Source organism: Polaromonas sp. 39-63-25 (assembly GCF_002278925.1).
Classification (GTDB): Bacteria; Pseudomonadota; Gammaproteobacteria; order Burkholderiales; family Burkholderiaceae_C; genus Polaromonas.
The window spans coordinates 43697-60141 of sequence record NZ_NCJH01000011.1 but is presented as its reverse complement, the minus strand read 5'-3'; the positions used below and the strand labels follow the sequence as shown (position 1 = coordinate 60141).

At 63.2% G+C, this 16445-nt stretch carries 16 protein-coding genes and 1 pseudogene; 5 read left to right on the top strand and 12 right to left on the bottom strand.

From position 1 onward, the window contains the following. Nucleotides 1-68: 68 nt before the first annotated feature. From B7X65_RS14495 to guaB, 7 genes and pseudogenes are all read right to left on the bottom strand, one after another. Nucleotides 69-1019, bottom strand: coding sequence for an LD-carboxypeptidase (locus B7X65_RS14495; protein WP_293595007.1), 951 nt, complete (start codon nt 1017-1019; stop codon nt 69-71). A 47-nt stretch (nt 1020-1066) separates the two neighbouring features. Then, nucleotides 1067-2446, bottom strand: coding sequence for a tRNA adenosine(34) deaminase TadA (tadA, locus tag B7X65_RS14490; RefSeq protein WP_293595006.1), 1380 nt, complete (start codon nt 2444-2446; stop codon nt 1067-1069). Nucleotides 2447-2512: 66 nt separating this feature from the next. Beyond that, the gene (locus tag B7X65_RS14485) at nt 2513-2752 is read right to left on the bottom strand and encodes a hypothetical protein (RefSeq protein ID WP_293595005.1); all 240 of its coding nucleotides are present in this window, start codon (nt 2750-2752) and stop codon (nt 2513-2515) included. Nucleotide 2753: 1 nt separating this feature from the next. After that, a complete protein-coding gene (locus B7X65_RS14480) occupies nt 2754-3395 on the bottom strand; it encodes an FMN-binding negative transcriptional regulator (protein WP_293595004.1) in 642 nt (213 codons plus the stop codon). Nucleotides 3396-3415: 20 nt separating this feature from the next. Further along, the gene (locus B7X65_RS14475) at nt 3416-5026 is read right to left on the bottom strand and encodes a diguanylate cyclase (protein WP_293595003.1); all 1611 of its coding nucleotides are present in this window, start codon (nt 5024-5026) and stop codon (nt 3416-3418) included. 223 nt (nt 5027-5249) lie between these two features. Further along, nucleotides 5250-6863: a glutamine-hydrolyzing GMP synthase gene (gene guaA, locus B7X65_RS14470; protein WP_293595002.1), complete on the bottom strand. Its 1614-nt coding sequence runs from the start codon at nt 6861-6863 to the stop codon at nt 5250-5252. A gap of 64 nt (nt 6864-6927) precedes the next feature. Further along, nucleotides 6928-8362 (bottom strand): annotated as a pseudogene (guaB, locus tag B7X65_RS14465) (IMP dehydrogenase). A gap of 143 nt (nt 8363-8505) precedes the next feature. Here guaB and B7X65_RS14460 point away from each other — a divergent pair. Next, entirely contained in the window at nt 8506-9057 is a 552-nt protein-coding gene (locus B7X65_RS14460) for a DUF4124 domain-containing protein (RefSeq protein ID WP_293595001.1), read from the top strand. A 14-nt stretch (nt 9058-9071) separates the two neighbouring features. Here the strand turns inward: B7X65_RS14460 and B7X65_RS14455 are convergent, their stop codons facing one another. Together B7X65_RS14455 and B7X65_RS14450 are read right to left on the bottom strand one after the other, a co-directional pair. Then, on the bottom strand, nt 9072-9410 hold the full coding sequence (locus B7X65_RS14455) for an RnfH family protein (protein WP_293595000.1): 339 nt from the start codon (nt 9408-9410) through the stop codon (nt 9072-9074). A gap of 5 nt (nt 9411-9415) precedes the next feature. After that, on the bottom strand, nt 9416-9868 hold the full coding sequence (locus tag B7X65_RS14450; protein ID WP_293594999.1) for a type II toxin-antitoxin system RatA family toxin: 453 nt from the start codon (nt 9866-9868) through the stop codon (nt 9416-9418). 55 nt (nt 9869-9923) lie between these two features. Between B7X65_RS14450 and smpB the strand changes: the two genes are divergently transcribed. From smpB to B7X65_RS14430, 4 genes are all read left to right on the top strand, one after another. Then, nucleotides 9924-10478 (top strand): SsrA-binding protein SmpB, encoded by a 555-nt coding sequence (gene smpB, locus B7X65_RS14445; RefSeq protein ID WP_240523512.1) that lies wholly within the window; start codon nt 9924-9926, stop codon nt 10476-10478. A 128-nt stretch (nt 10479-10606) separates the two neighbouring features. Continuing rightward, nucleotides 10607-10978 (top strand): hypothetical protein, encoded by a 372-nt coding sequence (locus tag B7X65_RS14440; protein ID WP_293594998.1) that lies wholly within the window; start codon nt 10607-10609, stop codon nt 10976-10978. A 28-nt stretch (nt 10979-11006) separates the two neighbouring features. After that, nucleotides 11007-11546: a sigma-70 family RNA polymerase sigma factor gene (locus B7X65_RS14435; RefSeq protein ID WP_293594997.1), complete on the top strand. Its 540-nt coding sequence runs from the start codon at nt 11007-11009 to the stop codon at nt 11544-11546. A 15-nt stretch (nt 11547-11561) separates the two neighbouring features. Then, entirely contained in the window at nt 11562-12383 is an 822-nt protein-coding gene (locus B7X65_RS14430; protein ID WP_293594996.1) for an anti-sigma factor, read from the top strand. A gap of 7 nt (nt 12384-12390) precedes the next feature. On the opposite strand, the gene B7X65_RS14425 is transcribed toward B7X65_RS14430, so the two are convergent. The 3 genes from B7X65_RS14425 to typA all read right to left on the bottom strand — a co-directional run bounded on the left by B7X65_RS14425 (nt 12391) and on the right by typA (nt 16442). After that, nucleotides 12391-13527, bottom strand: a complete 1137-nt coding sequence (locus B7X65_RS14425) for an enoyl-CoA hydratase/isomerase family protein (RefSeq protein ID WP_293594995.1) — start codon at nt 13525-13527, stop codon at nt 12391-12393. Then, on the bottom strand, nt 13524-14408 hold the full coding sequence (locus B7X65_RS14420; RefSeq protein WP_293594994.1) for a DMT family transporter: 885 nt from the start codon (nt 14406-14408) through the stop codon (nt 13524-13526). The genes B7X65_RS14425 and B7X65_RS14420 overlap by 4 nt, the downstream gene beginning before the upstream one ends. A 210-nt stretch (nt 14409-14618) precedes the next feature. Further along, nucleotides 14619-16442 carry a translational GTPase TypA gene (typA, locus tag B7X65_RS14415; protein WP_293594993.1) on the bottom strand — a complete coding sequence of 608 codons (1824 nt, stop codon included), beginning with the start codon at nt 16440-16442 and terminating at the stop codon, nt 14619-14621. Nucleotides 16443-16445: the final 3 nt, after the last annotated feature.

Here is a 16445-nt window from a genome sequence, read left to right as displayed (position 1 = left end):
TGCCCACCACCGGGCAAGGTGCCAGGAGGCCGACAACACCGCCGGCCAGCTTGGTGTGTTTCCCCCGCTTAATGGCTATGACCCCAGAGCAGAAAAGCGTCCCTGTCCTCGACGGCCAGCGTCACCTTCCCCCCCACCGGCAACACCACCTTGGTCGGCACATGGCCAAACGGCAACCCGCTCAACACCGGCGCCTTGATCTGGCGCTGTAACCACGCCACCACTGTGGCCAGTTTGAATCCCTTGTCGTGCGGCACGAGCTTGTAGTTGGTGAACTGCCCCAGCACCACCGCCTTCTGCTGCGCCAGCACACCGGCGTGCAACAGCTGGGTCAACATGCGCTCCAGCCGGTACGGGTGTTCATGCACCTCTTCCAGAAACAGGATGCCGCCCTTCACCTGGGGCAGGTAAGGGGTGCCCACCAAGGAACACAGCACCGCGAGGTTTCCGCCCCACAAAACCGCATTTTTGACGCCAAATTTGCCCTCGGCCCCCGGCTGCCAGGCGCCATCAGCTATTGATTTCGTAACGATTTTCGGCAGGCGCCAGCCGGTGCCCTCGCCCTGCCCCGTGATCAGGTCGTCAAAGCAGGCTTCCATGATGTCGTCAGGCTGCCCTTCGGTCCCGAAGTCCTCGCCGAGTGCCGGGCCGGCCCAGGTCACCGCCCCGGTTTTGGCCAGCAGCGCGTTTTGCAGCGCCGTGAAATCGCTCAGGCCGACAAAACGTGTGCCCCGGGACACCGCCTTGTCCAGCGCCTTGTAGTTGATATGCGGCAGCAGGCGTGTCAGCCCGTAGCCGCCCCGGGAGATCAACGCTACATCGGCGCCGCTGGCGGCCGCCCGGGCGATCGCGGCCAGCCGGGTGTCGTCGTCGCCGGCAAAGCGCTGGTGGCTGCTCAGCGCGGCCTCGTCCAGTTCGACCTCGTAACCCAGCGCCGTCAGGCGCCGCACGCCGCGTTTGAAAGCGGCCTTGTCGCGCACGGCGCTGGAGGGGGAGTAGATGTAGATATGTTTTTTCACGAGACGAAGTATCCCACTGCCCGGACCAGCCCTTCCAAAGCCGCCGGTCAGCCCCCCAGAGAACGCACCGCCTGCCGCGCAATGCTTTCCCCATGCTCCTGCACAAAATGCCCTGCCTGAGGCAACACGAGGGGCTCGGGGCAGCCGCGGATCATGGCCTGCAATTGCAGCATGACCGGCAGGCCGAGCACGGGGTCCTGCGCACCGACGGCCATCAGGGTCCGGCCTTGCCAGCGTTCGCGCCAGAAACTGCGTGCCTCCCGTGAAATCGCGGCACCGTCCGATTTCTCGGCCTCCGGCACCATGGCCGGAAAGGCACGCAGGGCGGCGCGGTGGCCCCGGTCGGGGAAAGGCGCGTTGTAGGCGGCGCATTCTTCGGCACGCATCTGGGGGTTGCCGCGCGCGAACAGCCGCGCCACATCGAACTCGGGGTTTTTCGCGCACATCTCGCGCCAGGCCAGAAAACCCGGCGACAAGGGCACGTCGCCAGTCGCCAGCGTCGTGTTCATGACCAGCAGACCCCGATAGCGCTCAGGTGCGGCCATCGGCAGGGTCAGGCCCAGCAGGCCGCCCCAGTCCTGCACCACGAGAACGATGTTCTTCAGGTCCAGCCGCTCCACCAGCTCCAGCAGGTTCTGCCGGTGCCCGGTGAAGCTGTGAAAGCTGTCCTTTTTGGGCTTGTCGCTTTTGCCGAAACCGATCAGGTCGGGCGCCACCACCCGGTGCCCGGCCGCCAGGAACACCGGGATCATCTTGCGGTACAGATAGCTCCAGGCCGGATTGCCGTGCAGGCACAGCCAGGTGAGGCCCTCACGGGGCCCCTCGTCGAGGTAATGCATGCGCAGGCCGGCCAGGGACGGCAGGTCGCTGAGGTAGCGGGGTGTCCAGGGGTAGTCCGGCAGGCCGGCAAATGCGCTGTCGGGCGTGCGGAGGGCGTCATCGCGCAGGGGATGGTTCAGTTTTGTCTCCTGGCGCTGTTCGCTGCGCCGCTGCTGGAAAAAATCCTGCAGCATCGCACCGCATTCCCCGGCAAGCACCCCACCTTGCACCTGCGTCTGGTGATTGAGCTGCGGATGGGCAAACAGGTCGATGACGGAGCCGGCGGCCCCGGTTTTTGGATCCGGCGCACCGAACACCACGCGCTTGAGCCGCGCATGCAGCATGGCACCGGCGCACATGGCGCAGGGTTCCAGCGTGACAAACAGTTCGCACTCGTCGAGCCGGTAGTTGCCCCCGGCCTGGGCGGCAGACCGCAGGGCCTGCATTTCGGCATGGGCCGTCGGGTCATGCCCGTTGATGGGCTTATTGCAGCCGGTGGCGATCACCTGACCATGCCGCACCAGCACGGCACCGACCGGCACCTCACCCGCCTCGGCGGCTTGCCGGGCCTGCGCCAGCGCCAGTTGCATGTAGTCGGCGTCGCTCATGATTGCTTCGTTTTTAATAGCAGCTTGCGCAAGTACCACGGGGGCTGAAGCCCGATTTGATGCAGATTATTTGTCTTCCGGCATGGGCCGGGCCTGCTGCATCGTGTTTTCAATCGACTGGCGCACCTGATTCTGGATCTGCTGGCTTTGCTGCTGCGGTGTAGCGCCGGCCGCCGGCGCGGGCAAAACCAGACCAGCGTCAGCCGGCGCAACTTTCACAGGCGCCGGGGAGAGCTGTTTTTTTGCCAGTACGCCGATGATGGCGACCACGATCAGCAGGCTCAGAACGCCAAAGATGGCACGCATGTCAGGCCTCCTTGCGGGGGGCGGCAGCGCCCCCCATGCCCAGCCGCTCCATCCAGTCGGCCAGCGCCTGTTCGTCGGGCGTGCCGGCGGCATACATGGCTTTCATCGCAGCGTGCGACTCGGTCCGGTGCTGGTTGAGTTTGAGCTTGCACTGCAGGTCTGTGACCTGCAACTCGAAAGCCACAATGCCGGCCAGCATCTTGTGGGCAAACTCCTCGCCCAGGCCGCGCCACTGCTCGGCATACGGCGGCTCATGGTCGCCAATCAGTTTTTTGAGCAGCCGGTCCTTGGCCTGCGGGTCTTCGATCAGGCTGGCCTGCACGGTGCAGTGCACGGCCAGGTAATTCCAGGTCGGCACCCGCGCCAGGTCGGGGTAGACCTTGGGCGACAGGTAGGCATGGGGTCCGAGAAAGGTCGCCACGGCCTTCGGCCTGGCTTCTAGGTAGCGCCAATGCGGATTGGGTTTTGCGACGTGCCCCAGCAGCACCAGCTGATCACCGCGTTCTTCCAGATGCAGCGGCAGGTGCGTCACGTAAGGCAGCCCCGCGTCGTCCACGCTGATCAGGCTGGCGAAGGGATAGGTCCGAATCAGGTCCGGCGCATGAACGCCGCTGTCATCATTGAACTGGCGAGGCAGATACATAATCTGCGTACTTTAACCGTTCACGGACGTGCCGGAACAGGGGCGATGCCTGATTCTTCCTCGACGCAGTCCTCCGCGCGTTCCACCCGGTTGCGCCCTTTTTCCTTGGCGCGATACATGGCACGGTCAGCAGCGTTGGTCAGTTCAGCGGCTGAGGCAAGCTGTTCCGAGGACGTTGCCACGCCGATGCTGACCGTGACATGAATGCTCTCCTTGTCTTCGAAATCAAAAGCATGGCCCTCAATGATCTTGCGTAAACGCTCGGCGGGGATCATTGCCGCATCAGCCCCGGTTTCCGGCAGGATGAGCGTGATTTCTTCGCCGCCATAACGACAGGCAATATCCACCTCACGACAGGTACCCACCACCAGATCACCAATGCTTTTAAGGACCAGATCGCCGGCAAGGTGGCCGTAGCGATCGTTGATCTGCTTGAAGTTGTCAATATCCAGCAGCAGCAGGGAAATCGGTTGGCCCGTGCGCCCGCTGCGGACAAACTCTTCCCTGAGCCGCAGGTAATGCATGCGGTGATTGAACAGTCCGGTCAGACCGTCGTGGTCGGCGAGTTCGCGCAGACGCTGCTGAGCCTGATCCAGTTGCCGCCCGACCTTGCCCACCAGCCAGTAGAAAAAGCCCAGCAACGTCATGCAGGCCAAACCGCCAACCCACGCGCTCTCGCGAGCCAGTGCATCGAGCGTCTTTGCCTGGAGAGTTTTTGCCTGGGGCGAGATATCAACCAGCGTCACCATTCTTCCCACGCTGCGCCCGGCCACATCTTCGAGAGGCTGAATCACCGCCCGATACTCAGATGTCCCGGCCACCACGGGCACCACCACCTTCTGCTCGCCGATAAGACCGCGCTCCAGGAGCCGAAAAAGTTCCGGAGGTGTGTTCCCTTTCGACTGAATGCTCACCACCATATCGGGAAACCGGTTCCAGTCCGGCACACGTCCCAGTATGCGCATGCCCGATTCCCATGCCTGGCGGTCGAGGAATTTCTTGTCAATCAAGATGGACATCTTGACGTTCGCCTGTCGCTGTACGGCCCTCAGCACATGATCAATTTCCATCCCCAACTCGACGAAACCGAGCAGTTGCCCATCAGGATCGAACCACGGTGTGACCAAACGCAGCGTGAAAGTACCCAGCGGCCCCAACTCGACACCGTAGCTGGTTTTATTCTGCTGCTGTGCCTGCAGGGTGGTGTTGCGGTTTATGGTGTCGCCAAAGCGTTCCGGCTGATGCACGCGCAGGATATTCACCCGGTTCGGGCCGGAAAAATAGAGATGGGTGATATCGTATTTTTTTCTCAGTTCGGCAAACATGCCGGCCGAGCTCTGCAGCAATTGTTCACGGTCACGTCGCGCCAGGCTCTGGCGCAACGATCGGTCATTGGCCAGCGCCTCCATGGCCGCCCCCAGCATGTTGGCCGAGAGTTCGATCTGATCCCGGTAGACATGCTCGGCGAGCGCAGAGGTTTCCTCTGTATACCGGTTGATATCACCGGTCGCTTTGAGGCGGATCAGCGTCACGATGAGCAGCGTAGCAAACACCAGCACGCTGGCGAGCGGGAGCAAGAACCACATCCGCAGCCGCTGCGTTTCACCGCCCGTTTTTCTCAGAAAGACCATATATCCCCCCAAGACAGCAAAAAAAAGCCCTGCGAAAGCTGAAACCAGCCAGCCCCCCGACGGCAAGACTTATCCCTATGCTATATCACCGCCAGGCTCGCTAGGGGGCTGAGCGGGGGCAAAAGCGAAATTGAGCTGCAGATTCGAGGAAGATGCCTGCTTGCATCATCGCCGCACTCGTCAATCGCCCCATGGAAGCAATGGACTCGCCGGACGCCGCGCCCTACTCCCACTCGATCGTGGCCGGGGGCTTGCTGCTGACATCGTAGGTGACGCGGTTGATGCCGCGCACTTCGTTGATGATGCGGCTGGAAACCTTTTTGAGCAGCGCATAGGGCAGCTCGGCCCAGTCGGCGGTCATGAAGTCGCTGGTCTGCACTGCGCGCAGGGCCACGACGTAGTCGTAGGTGCGGCCGTCGCCCATGACGCCCACGCTTTTCACCGGCAGAAACACCGCAAACGCCTGGCTGGTCAGGTCGTACCAGCTCTTGCCGGTGGCGTCGTCGGTGAAGTTGCGCAGCTCTTCAATGAAGATGGCGTCGGCGCGGCGCAGCAAGTCGGCGTATTCCTTTTTGACTTCGCCCAGAATCCGAACCCCCAGGCCCGGGCCCGGGAAGGGGTGGCGGTACACCATGTGAAAAGGCAGGCCCAACGCCACGCCCAGCTCGCGCACTTCGTCCTTGAACAGCTCGCGCAGGGGTTCGAGCAGCTTCAGGCCCAGCTGCTCGGGCAGGCCGCCCACGTTGTGGTGGCTCTTGATCGTGATGGCCTTTTTGTTCTTGGAGCCGCCGCTCTCGATCACGTCCGGATAAATCGTGCCCTGGGCCAGCCAGGCCACATGGCGCGAATGGTCGTTCTTGAGCTTGCCGGCTTCGGCCTTGAACACTTCCACGAATTCGCGGCCAATGATCTTGCGCTTGGCTTCGGGGTCGCTGACGCCCTTGAGATGGCCGAGGAACTGGTCGGCGGCATCGACGCGAATGACTTTCGCGTGCAGCTTGCCGACAAACATGTCCATCACCATGTCGCCCTCGTTCAGGCGCAGCAGGCCGTGGTCGACAAACACACAGGTCAGCTGGTCGCCGATGGCGCGGTGAATCAGCGCCGCCGCAACGGATGAATCGACGCCGCCGGACAGGCCGAGGATCACTTCCTCGCTGCCGACCTGGGCGCGGATTTTCTCCACCGCCTCGCTGATGTAGTCGCCCATGATCCAGTCGGCCCGCGTACCGCAGATATCCAGGACAAAACGTTCGAGGATGGCCGCACCGCGCTTGGTGTGCGTGACTTCAGGGTGGAACTGCACGGCGTAAAACCGGCGCTCTTCGTCGGCCATGCCGGCGATCGGGCAGCTGTCGGTGCTGGCCATCAGCTTGAAGCCGGGCGGCAACTCGGTGACCTTGTCGCCGTGGCTCATCCATACCTCCAGCATGCCGTGGCCTTCGGAGGTCGCGTAGTCCTGGATGCCTTCGAGCAGCTGGGTATGACCATGCGCCCGTACATCGGCAGGGCCGAATTCGCGCTTGTGACCGCTTTGCACGATGCCGCCGAGCTGGTGCGCCATGGTCTGCATGCCGTAACAGATGCCCAGCACGGGCACGCCCAGGTCGAACACCGCCTGTGGCGCCTTGTCGGTGCTGTCCTCGTAGACGCTGGCGTGGCTGCCCGACAGGATGATGCCCTTGAGCTTGCCGTCCTGGGCGTAGTCGCGGACCCAGTCGCTGGTCACATCGCAGGGATGGACTTCGCAGAACACATGGGCTTCACGGATGCGCCGTGCAATCAGCTGGGTGACCTGGGAGCCGAAATCGAGAATGAGGATTTTTTGGTGCTGCATGAGAGGCGTTTCAGGCAAAAAAAGAAAAGGCGTCCTTCACGGACGCCTCGGGCCATCGGGATGATCAGTCTGCCCGATAGTTCGGCGCTTCCTTGGTGATCTGCACGTCGTGGACATGGCTTTCGCGAATGCCGGCCGTCGTGATCTCGACAAACTCGGCCTGGTTGCGCATGTCTTCAATGGTGGCACAACCGCAGTAACCCATGCTGGCCCGCAGGCCGCCGGCCATCTGGTAAATGATGGCAACCATGGAGCCCTTGTAGGGAACGCGGCCTTCAATGCCTTCGGGCACCAGCTTGTCGGCGTTGGGGTTGCCGGTGGTGGCTTCCTGGAAATAGCGGTCGGCACTGCCCTGCTGCATCGCGCCAATGCTGCCCATGCCGCGGTAGCTCTTGTAGCTGCGGCCCTGAAACAGAATCACTTCGCCAGGGGCTTCCTCGGTGCCGGCAAACATGCCGCCCATCATGACGGTGCCTGCGCCGGCTGCGATGGCCTTGGCGATATCGCCGCTGTAACGGATGCCGCCGTCGGCAATCAGCGGCACGCCGGTGCCGCGCAATGCCATGGCCACACTGTCAATCGCCATGATCTGCGGCACGCCCACACCCGCGACGATGCGGGTGGTGCAGATGGAGCCGGGACCAATGCCGACCTTGACCGCATCGGCACCCGCTTCCACCAGGGCCAGCGCCGCGGCGCCGGTGGCAATGTTGCCGCCGATCACATCGACCTGCGGATAGTTCTTCTTGACCCAGCGCACGCGCTCGATCACGCCGTGGCTGTGGCCGTGGGCGGTGTCGACCACGATGGCGTCCACACCGGCCTTGACCAGGGCTTCAACACGCTCTTCTGTGCCTTCGCCAACACCCACGGCCGCGCCCACGCGCAGGCGGCCCGAGGCGTCGCGTGCGGCATTGGGGAAATTGGTCTGTTTGGTGATGTCCTTGACCGTGATCAGGCCCTTGAGTTCAAAGTCGTCGTTGACCACCAGCAGGCGTTCAAGCTTGTATTTGTTGAGCAGGGCCTTGGCCTCGACGGCAGACGTGCCTTCCTTGACCGTGATCAGCTTCTCGCTCGGCGTCATGATCTGGTGCGCCTTGACGTCGTAGCGGGTCTCGAAGCGCAGGTCGCGGCTGGTCACGATGCCCACCACCTTGCCGCCGTCGCAGACCGGAAAGCCCGAGATGCCGAGCTGCTCGGACAGTTCCAGTATCTGCAGCACGGTGTGTTCGGGCGTGATGACCACCGGGTCGCGCACGACGCCCGACTCATAACGCTTGACCTTGGCCACATGGGCGGCCTGTTCCTGCGGCGTCAGATTTTTATGAACAATGCCGATTCCGCCCTCCTGCGCAATGGCAATGGCCAGCCGGGCTTCGGTGACCGTGTCCATCGCAGCCGAAATGGGTGGAAAGCGAGGTGTCCTTGGGCAGGACCTGGGAGAACGCTGGCACCAACAATACGTCGTCGAAGGTGAGCGCTTTGCCGAGTAGGCGCATAGGGATGGCTCCAAAAACACGATTGTACCCGCGCCGGTCCGTACAAACCCTAGCGCTGAAACTCCTGCCTGCCGCGTTACAAAAAGGCCACGCCCAACAGCGTTCATCTTCGCCCGCAGGAGCGCAACCGGTACACTGATCCCATGGAACTGAAAATCACGCCTAAACACCTTCTTCTGCTACTTGCCGGCTGGACTTTTGCGCTGTCGGCCGCCGCCCAATGGCAGTGGATAGGCAAGGACGGGCGCAAGGTGTTCAGTGACCGCCCGCCGCCAACCGACATCCAGGACAAGGACATCCTCAAGCAGCCCGGCGGCCGGGGACGTGCCAAGGCGCCAGTAGCCGCCACCGAGCCAACCGAGGGCACCCCATCCGCTGCAGCAGCGACGGCGGCGCCGGCAGCAAAGGCCGCGAAGACCAATACCCCGAAAATTTCCGGCAAGGATGCGGAGCTGGAAGCCAAGAAGAAAAAGCTGGAAGAGGAAGAAGCGGCCAAGAAAAAGGCCGACGATGAAAAAGTGGCCAAAGCCAGAGCCGACAACTGCGAACGCACCAAAAAGGCCATGGTGACCATCCAGTCGGGCGCGCGGATATCGACCACCAACACCAAAGGCGAGCGCGAGATCATGGACGACAGCGGCCGTGCAGCGGAAAGCAAGCGCCTGCAGGCAATCATCGACAGCGACTGCAAGTAGGCAGCCGTTCGCTCTCAGTACCCTGCCTTGGCCCCTTCCCTTTTTTTGGCAAACAACCCTGATTTTTTCATGCCCTGTTTATTGAAGCGCTCGCGCCGCGCGATCTTGGGGTCCACCCTCAGCGGGCGATAGATCTCCAGCCGGTCCTGCTGGTGCAGTTCCTGGCGCAAACTGGTTTTGCGCCCCCAGATGCCCACCGACAGCCTGCCTGCCGCCAGATCCGGAAACTCGGCCAGTAGGCCGCTGGCTGCAATGGCCTGCGCCACGGTGCTGCCGGTCGGGAGTGTCACCTGCCACTCGCGCACCTCGCGTGGTCCGGGCGAATACAGCACAAAAATGTCCAGCGCCGTCATGGCGCTCAGACCTCGGCCTCGCCATACACCTGGGCGGCCCTTTTGACAAAGGCATCGACCAGGCTGCCGGCAATCTTGTCAAACACCGGGCCCACCAGCGCTGCCAGCGCCGCGTTGTCGAAGTCGTAGCGCAGGGTCAGGTCGACCTTGCAGGCGCGCTGACTGCCGTCGCCCAGGGGGGTGAAGTCCCAGTCGCCGTCGAGCTTTGAAAAAGGGCCGTCCACCAGCTTGAGCGAGACCTGTCGGTCCGGCACATGGGTGTTGCGGGTGGTGAAACTCTGATGAATGCCGGCAAAGGCGATGCCCACCTTGGCCGTCATGCCCTGCGCGTCTTCTTCGACCACACTGGCCTGATCGCACCAGGGCAAAAACTGCGGGTAGCTGGCGACATCGGTGACCAGGGCAAACATTTCGGCTGCGCTGTACCAGATCAAAACGGACTTGTGAACGGTTTTCATACAATCATGGGCTGCGCTCGATTGTATTAGCCGATGCCGCCCTTACCTTTTACCCATGGCCACCAAAGAAGCATCCTCCAAAAAACCGGCCGCCGCGTCATCCGGAAAATCCACAGGCAAGCCCGCCATCAACCTGACACCCAAGGCTGCCGCTGCTGCCGTGCGCATTGCCGACAACAAGAAAGCCACGTTCAACTACCACATTGAAGAGCGCTTCGAGGCCGGCATGGTGCTCGAGGGCTGGGAGGTGAAGTCGCTGCGCGAAGGCAAGGTGCAGCTGACCGACGGTTATGTGGTGATCCGCAACGGCGAGCTGTTCCTGATCGGCTGCCAGATCAATCCACTCGGAACGGCATCCACCCATGTCCGGCCGGACTCGGTGCGCACCAAAAAACTGCTGATGCACAAGGACGAGATCCGGCGCCTGATCGGCAAGATCGAGCAAAAGGGTTTCACGCTGGTGCCCCTGAACCTGCACTGGAAGGCCGGCAAGGTCAAATGTGAGGTAGGCCTGGCCAAAGGCAAGGGTGAACACGACAAGCGCGACACCATCAAGGACCGCGAAGGCAAGCGCGAGGTCGAACGCGCGATGAAGTCGCGCAGCCGCTGACTTCCGTGCGAGGCTGAACCCTGTCTTGCAGAAATATTTGACGAGACAGGGAATAAACTGGCTCCAATAGGTGTTTGTGTGGATGCAGAGCTGCTCTGCCTCACCCCCCTCACCTACCGGAGTTCACCATGAAATACCTGACCATCGCCGTCCTCACCGCCGCCCTTCTCGGCGGCTGCGCTTCCATGTCCAGCCATCCCGCCAAAGTCGCCGACGGCGTGCTGGTCGGCCCGAACGGCATGACGCTGTACACGTTTGACCGCGATGTGACGGGCAGTGGCAAGTCCGTCTGCAATGGCCCTTGCGCCACCAACTGGCCGCCGCTGATGGCCGCCGCGACGGACAAGGCCTCGGGCGACTACACGGTCATCACGCGCGACGACGGCAAAAAGCAGTGGGCCATGAAAGGCAAGCCGCTCTACTACTGGGTCAAGGACACCAAGGCCGGCGACAGGACCGGTGACGGCGTGCAGAACGTCTGGCACATCGTCAAGCCCTGAACCTTCTTCAGTCGCACGACTGCAGCCCATGGACCGTTCCGAGCTGATTGCACAGATTCCCGGGTTGCGGCGTTATGCCCGCGCGCTGACCGGCAATGCCTGGGCCGCCGACGACCTGGTGCAGGACACGCTGGAGCGGGCCTGCAGCAAATGGCGTCTGTGGACGGCCGGGTCCGATCTGCGGGCCTGGTTGTTCACCCTGATGCACAACCTGTTCATGAACCAGCGGCGCAGTGCGGCGCGGCAATGGCAGGCTGGCCCCGCGCTCGACGTGGATGAGCTGGCCCACACGCTGGCCGCACCCGACGCCAGGCAGGATCAGGCCCTGGACCTGCAGCGTTGCCTGCTGCGGCTGCCGGACGACCAGCGCGCCGTGCTGCTGCTCGTCAGCTTGGAAGACATGAGTTACGAGCAGGTCGCGCGCGTGGTCGGCGTCCCGCTGGGCACCGTGATGTCGCGCCTGTCGCGGGCTCGCAGCCGCCTGCGTGACCTGATGGACAAGCCTGCGCAAGCTCAGGCGGCAACCGACAGCGCCCGAAACGTTTCCGCCTTGCGGCGCCTCCCCTGACAAGCCCACACCGCCATGGATGCTTCAAGAACATCGCCCCTGACCCACGACGAACTGAATGCGCTGGTCGATGGGCAACTGACGCCCGGGCAACGGGCCGCCGCCATGGCGCAGGTGGCCGACGACCCGCTGGCTGGCGAAACCTTGACAGCCTGGCAGGATCAGCGCGAAGCGCTGCGCGGCCTGCACCAGAAGCTGCTGGACGACCCCATTCCCGAAACCCTGCTGGCGGCGGTGCAACGCAGCACGCGCGAGCGGCAGACGCTGGACCCGTGGTGGCGCTGGGGCGGCATGGCCGCCGGCGTGCTGCTGGCATTTGCCGTCGGCTGGACGGCGCACGGTCAGTTCGGCAACAGGGGTTCTTATGCCGCAGGCCAGGCAGCACGCGCCAGCCAGGCGTTTGCACGCCAGGCCACGCTGGCCCATGCGGCGTTTGCGCCGGAAGTACGGCATCCGGTGGAAGTCGGCGCGGCGCAGCAGGAGCACCTGGTGCAATGGCTGTCCAAACGCCTGGGCAAGCCGCTCAAGGTGCCCGTGTTGTCCAGCCAGGGATATGAACTGGTCGGCGGCCGGCTGCTGCCCGGTGATGGCGGCGCCCGGGCGCAGTTCATGTTCCAGAACGCTGCGGGCGTGCGCGTGACCCTGTACCTGGGGGCGCTCGATGGCAGTCCCGTGGCAGGCAAGCCGGTGGACGCGGAAACCGCTTTTCGTTACAGCAACGACGGCCCAGTGCCAGCGTTTTACTGGATGGACCAGGGCTTCGGTTATGCCATGAGCGGCCCGGTCGCGCGCGAGGAGCTGATGCGGCTGGCCGAGCTGGTCTACCAGCAGCTTTAGAACGGTTTTATTGAAGGTCGCGCAATGGATGCGCGTCGGCCGCCCAGGGACTGGCGAAAAACGCCTGCACCATCTGCGGCTTGACGTCTTCAATGCGGGCCGGGTTCCACTTCGGCGTGTAGTCCTTGTCGACGGCCAGCGCACGTATGCCCTCCACCGTCTCGCTGGCCGCGCCTGGCCTGAGGTGAAAGCAATGGTGCACCATGTCGCGCTCCATGCGCAAATCGTCCGCCAGGTTCATGCTTCTGGCGCGACGGATCTGCTCCAGGGTCACATGCAGCATCAACGGTGAACGTTTGCGCAGCACGACGGCGGTCTTTTGCGCCCATTCATCGTCCTTCGCGGTTTCCAGGGCATCGACGATGTGTTTCACCCGGGCCAGCGAAAAATAGGCATCAAATTTGCCATCAGCCCTTTCGGGACGGGCGCCACCAGCTATCAAATGAGTAGCAATCCATAACTCGGCCGCCGAAACATCGGAAAAGGCCTGATCGCCCAGCTGCTGCCACAGACCCGGCAGGCTGGCAGCGGGCCGCTCGATGTCGGCCAGGCCGTACGCCAGCGCCTCGCCGGCACCGATCACCGCCCCGGTCAACGCCAGGTACTCCCCCGCACTGCCCGGGCAGCGGCTGAGGAAGTAGCCGCCACCGACATCGGGAAACAGCCCGATGTTGGTTTCCGGCATGGCCATCTTGGTGTGTTCGGTCACGATACGGACCTTGGCCCCGACGCTGATTCCCATGCCGCCGCCCATCACCACGCCGTCCATGAAGGCGATGTAGGGTTTGGGATAGTTGTGGATCAGGTGGTTGAGGCGGTATTCCTCGGTGAAAAACGCGTCCAGGTCCGAATCACCGGCCAGCGCGGCCTGGTGAAAAAAGCGGATGTCGCCGCCGGCACAAAAGCCGCCGAACAGGCTTTCCGGCGTGCCGGGACGTCCCGCCTTGTTGGTGCCCCGAATGGCCACGGCCACCACGGCCGCATCACCCTGCCATGCCGTCAAAGTCGCCGACAGGTCGCGCACCATGGACAGCGACAGCGCATTGAGCGCCTTGGGCCGGTTCAGCGTGATGAAGCCGACGCCCCCGCGCACCTCGGTCAGGATGTCGCTGTGGGCCGGTGCGTGTGTTGTTGTCTGGTTCATGCTCTCTGTCTCCATCCCATCAATTCATTGGCGACCAGCGCCCCGATAACCAGCAGGCCGCCGGTCAGCACACTGGCAGCGGGCACCTCGCCCGCGCCGGCCCAGGCCAGCAGAATGCCGAAAATAATCTCCAGCAGCGCCAGCAAGGCCATCTCGGGCGCTTTCAGCACCCGGGCACAAACCACCGACAGCACGCAGGGGATCGCCAGCTGGACCAGGCCCAGCAGGGCCAGCAGGCCGATGTCATGCGGCGTCGCGACAAACGGAAACGCCAGCGGCAGTGTGAGCAGCGAGGAAATCGCCGCACCCACCAGCACGGCCGGCACCAGGTCGATTTTTTCGCCGTGCGCCTGGCTGCGCTGCACCACGGTCCAGTTCACGGCCGCGGCCATGGGCACCAGCAGGGCCACCAGCGTGCCGGCGAGCTGCCCCGCGCTGGCGCCCAGGCTCACCTGGCTGCCGTGCATCCAGGCGATGCCCACACCCGCCACGGCAATGGCCACCCAGGTTCGGGGCGGAATACGGTGGCCGATGAAAACCCGAGCCACCAGCGCCGTGATAAACGGCCCCACCGCCATGGTGACCAGCACATTGGCCACGCTGGTCATGGTCAGCGCCAGCATGAAGGCGGTGAACATGATGCTCCAGCAGACGCCTGACAGCCACAGGAAGCGGCCCGCATGGCGAATCCTGGAAAACACCGCGCGCCCCTGGAACAGCGGCAGAAGGACCAGCAAGGACAGCAACGTGAAAAAACTGCGCCAGAAGGTCACTTCAAAACTGCGGGCCGATTCAAGATGGCGCGTCACCACGCCAGCGATCGACCACATCAGCGTGATCGCGATCATCAGGAGTACGGCTCTGGAATGCGTGAGTTTCATGGTTGAAAGAGTTTCGGACGGACATCCCTGTACAAAGTAAAAAGGCCGCTGGGAGCGAAGCGCACAGCGGCCGTGTCAAGCGTTCACCCCGATATCGCCGCCCTCCCCGACTTCATTCCAGCAGGGGCCGCGGATCCGGCTTTGCCGGTCCGCAGGCGCAGCGCCCCCTCGGGGGGCAGCGCAGTACACGAAGTGACAAGCGTGGGGGCTTTAGCGCCCAGCGCGCTTGCGCTCGCTTTCCTTCAGGTAACGCTTGCGCAGGCGAACCGACTTGGGCGTGATCTCGACCAGCTCGTCGTCCTCGATGAACTCGACGCCGTATTCCAGCGTCAATTCGATAGGCGGCGTGATCTTGATCGCGTCTTCCTTGCCGGACACGCGGAAGTTGGTCAGCTGCTTGGTACGCGTCGCATTGACCACCAGGTCGTTGTCCCTGGAGTGGATGCCGACGATCATGCCTTCGTATACCGGATCGTTGGCCTTGACGAACATGCGGCCGCGGTCGTCCAGCTTGCCCAGGGCGTAGGTGAAAATTTCACCGTCGTCCATGGAAATCAGCACGCCGTTCTTGCGGCCGCCGATCTCGCCTTTGTGCGGCTCATAGCTGTCGAAGATGTTGGAGATCAGGCCGGAACCACGCGTCAGGTTCAGGAATTCGTTGGTGAAACCGATCAGGCCACGCGCCGGAATGCGGTACTCCAGGCGCACGCGGCCACGGCCGTCGGATTCCATGTTGACCAGGTCGCCCTTGCGCTCACCGAGGGCCTGCATCACGCCGCCCTGGTGGGTTTCCTCGATGTCGGCCGTCACCAGCTCGATCGGCTCATGGCGCACGCCATCGACGTCCTTGTAGACCACGCGGGGCTTGGACACGGCCAGCTCGAAGCCTTCGCGGCGCATGTTTTCCAGCAGGATGGTCAGGTGCAGCTCGCCGCGGCCCATGACTTCAAAAATGCCTTCTTCGTCGGTTTCCTTGACGCGCAGGGCCACGTTGTGTTGCAGCTCTTTCTGCAGGCGGTCCCAGATCTGGCGGCTGGTGACGAACTTGCCTTCACGGCCGGCCAGCGGGCTGGTGTTGACGCAGAAGTTCATGGTCAGGGTCGGCTCATCGACCTTGAGCATGGGCAGCGGTGCAGGATTGGTCGGGTCGGTGATGGTCACGCCGATGCCGATGTCATTGATGCCGTTGATCAGCACGATTTCGCCGGGGCCGGCTTCCGTGGTCTGCACGCGTTCCAGGCCCTGGAAGGTCAACACCTGGTTGATGCGGCCCTTGACGGCCTTGCCGTCCGGACCTTCCATCACCACCACGTCCATCATGGGCCTGATCGTGCCCTGGCTGATGCGGCCAACGCCGATACGGCCCACAAAGGTCGAGAAGTCGAGCGCGGAAATCTGCAGCTGCAGCGGCGCTGCCGGATCACCTTCCTGATGCGGCACATGCTTGAGCACGGTATTGAACAGGGCCGACATGTCGGGACCCCACTGCTCACCGGGCGCGCCCTCTTCCAGCGACGACCAGCCGTTGATGCCCGAGGCGTAAACCACGGGGAAATCAAGCTGTTCGTCGGTGGCGCCCAGCTTGTCGAACAGGTCGAAAGCGGCGTTGACCACGTAGTCGGGGCGTGCACCGGGCTTGTCCACCTTGTTGACGACCAGGATGGGCTTGAGGCCCAGCGCCAGCGCTTTCTTGGTCACGAAGCGCGTCTGCGGCATCGGGCCTTCCTGCGCGTCGATCAGCAGCACCACACCGTCGACCATGGACAGGGCGCGCTCGACTTCACCGCCGAAGTCGGCGTGGCCGGGGGTATCGACGATGTTGATGTGCGTGCCTTCCCAGGTCACGGCGCAGTTCTTGGCCAGGATGGTGATGCCACGCTCTTTTTCGATGGCGTTGTTGTCCATCACGGTGTCGACAACTTTTTCGTGTTCGGCAAAAGTGCCGGACTGGCGCAGCAGCTGGTCGACCATGGTGGTCTTGCCGTGGTCAACGTGGGCGATGATGGCGATGTTTCGGATTTGCTTGTGGCTCATGGT

What these genes read in the sequence shown, in the direction of transcription:
- tadA (WP_293595006.1), bottom strand. Translation starts at nt 2,446, where the DNA reads ATGAGCGACGCCGACTACATGCAACTGGCGCTGGCGCAGGCCCGGCAA.
- B7X65_RS14485 (WP_293595005.1), bottom strand. Translation starts at nt 2,752, where the DNA reads ATGCGTGCCATCTTTGGCGTTCTGAGCCTGCTGATCGTGGTCGCCATC.
- B7X65_RS14480 (WP_293595004.1), bottom strand. Translation starts at nt 3,395, where the DNA reads ATGTATCTGCCTCGCCAGTTCAATGATGACAGCGGCGTTCATGCGCCG.
- B7X65_RS14475 (WP_293595003.1), bottom strand. Translation starts at nt 5,026, where the DNA reads ATGGTCTTTCTGAGAAAAACGGGCGGTGAAACGCAGCGGCTGCGGATG.
- guaA (WP_293595002.1), bottom strand. Translation starts at nt 6,863, where the DNA reads ATGCAGCACCAAAAAATCCTCATTCTCGATTTCGGCTCCCAGGTCACC.
- B7X65_RS14460 (WP_293595001.1), top strand. Translation starts at nt 8,506, where the DNA reads ATGGAACTGAAAATCACGCCTAAACACCTTCTTCTGCTACTTGCCGGC.
- B7X65_RS14455 (WP_293595000.1), bottom strand. Translation starts at nt 9,410, where the DNA reads ATGACGGCGCTGGACATTTTTGTGCTGTATTCGCCCGGACCACGCGAG.
- B7X65_RS14450 (WP_293594999.1), bottom strand. Translation starts at nt 9,868, where the DNA reads ATGAAAACCGTTCACAAGTCCGTTTTGATCTGGTACAGCGCAGCCGAA.
- smpB (WP_240523512.1), top strand. Translation starts at nt 9,924, where the DNA reads ATGGCCACCAAAGAAGCATCCTCCAAAAAACCGGCCGCCGCGTCATCC.
- B7X65_RS14440 (WP_293594998.1), top strand. Translation starts at nt 10,607, where the DNA reads ATGAAATACCTGACCATCGCCGTCCTCACCGCCGCCCTTCTCGGCGGC.
- B7X65_RS14435 (WP_293594997.1), top strand. Translation starts at nt 11,007, where the DNA reads ATGGACCGTTCCGAGCTGATTGCACAGATTCCCGGGTTGCGGCGTTAT.
- B7X65_RS14430 (WP_293594996.1), top strand. Translation starts at nt 11,562, where the DNA reads ATGGATGCTTCAAGAACATCGCCCCTGACCCACGACGAACTGAATGCG.
- B7X65_RS14425 (WP_293594995.1), bottom strand. Translation starts at nt 13,527, where the DNA reads ATGAACCAGACAACAACACACGCACCGGCCCACAGCGACATCCTGACC.
- B7X65_RS14420 (WP_293594994.1), bottom strand. Translation starts at nt 14,408, where the DNA reads ATGAAACTCACGCATTCCAGAGCCGTACTCCTGATGATCGCGATCACG.
- typA (WP_293594993.1), bottom strand. Translation starts at nt 16,442, where the DNA reads ATGAGCCACAAGCAAATCCGAAACATCGCCATCATCGCCCACGTTGAC.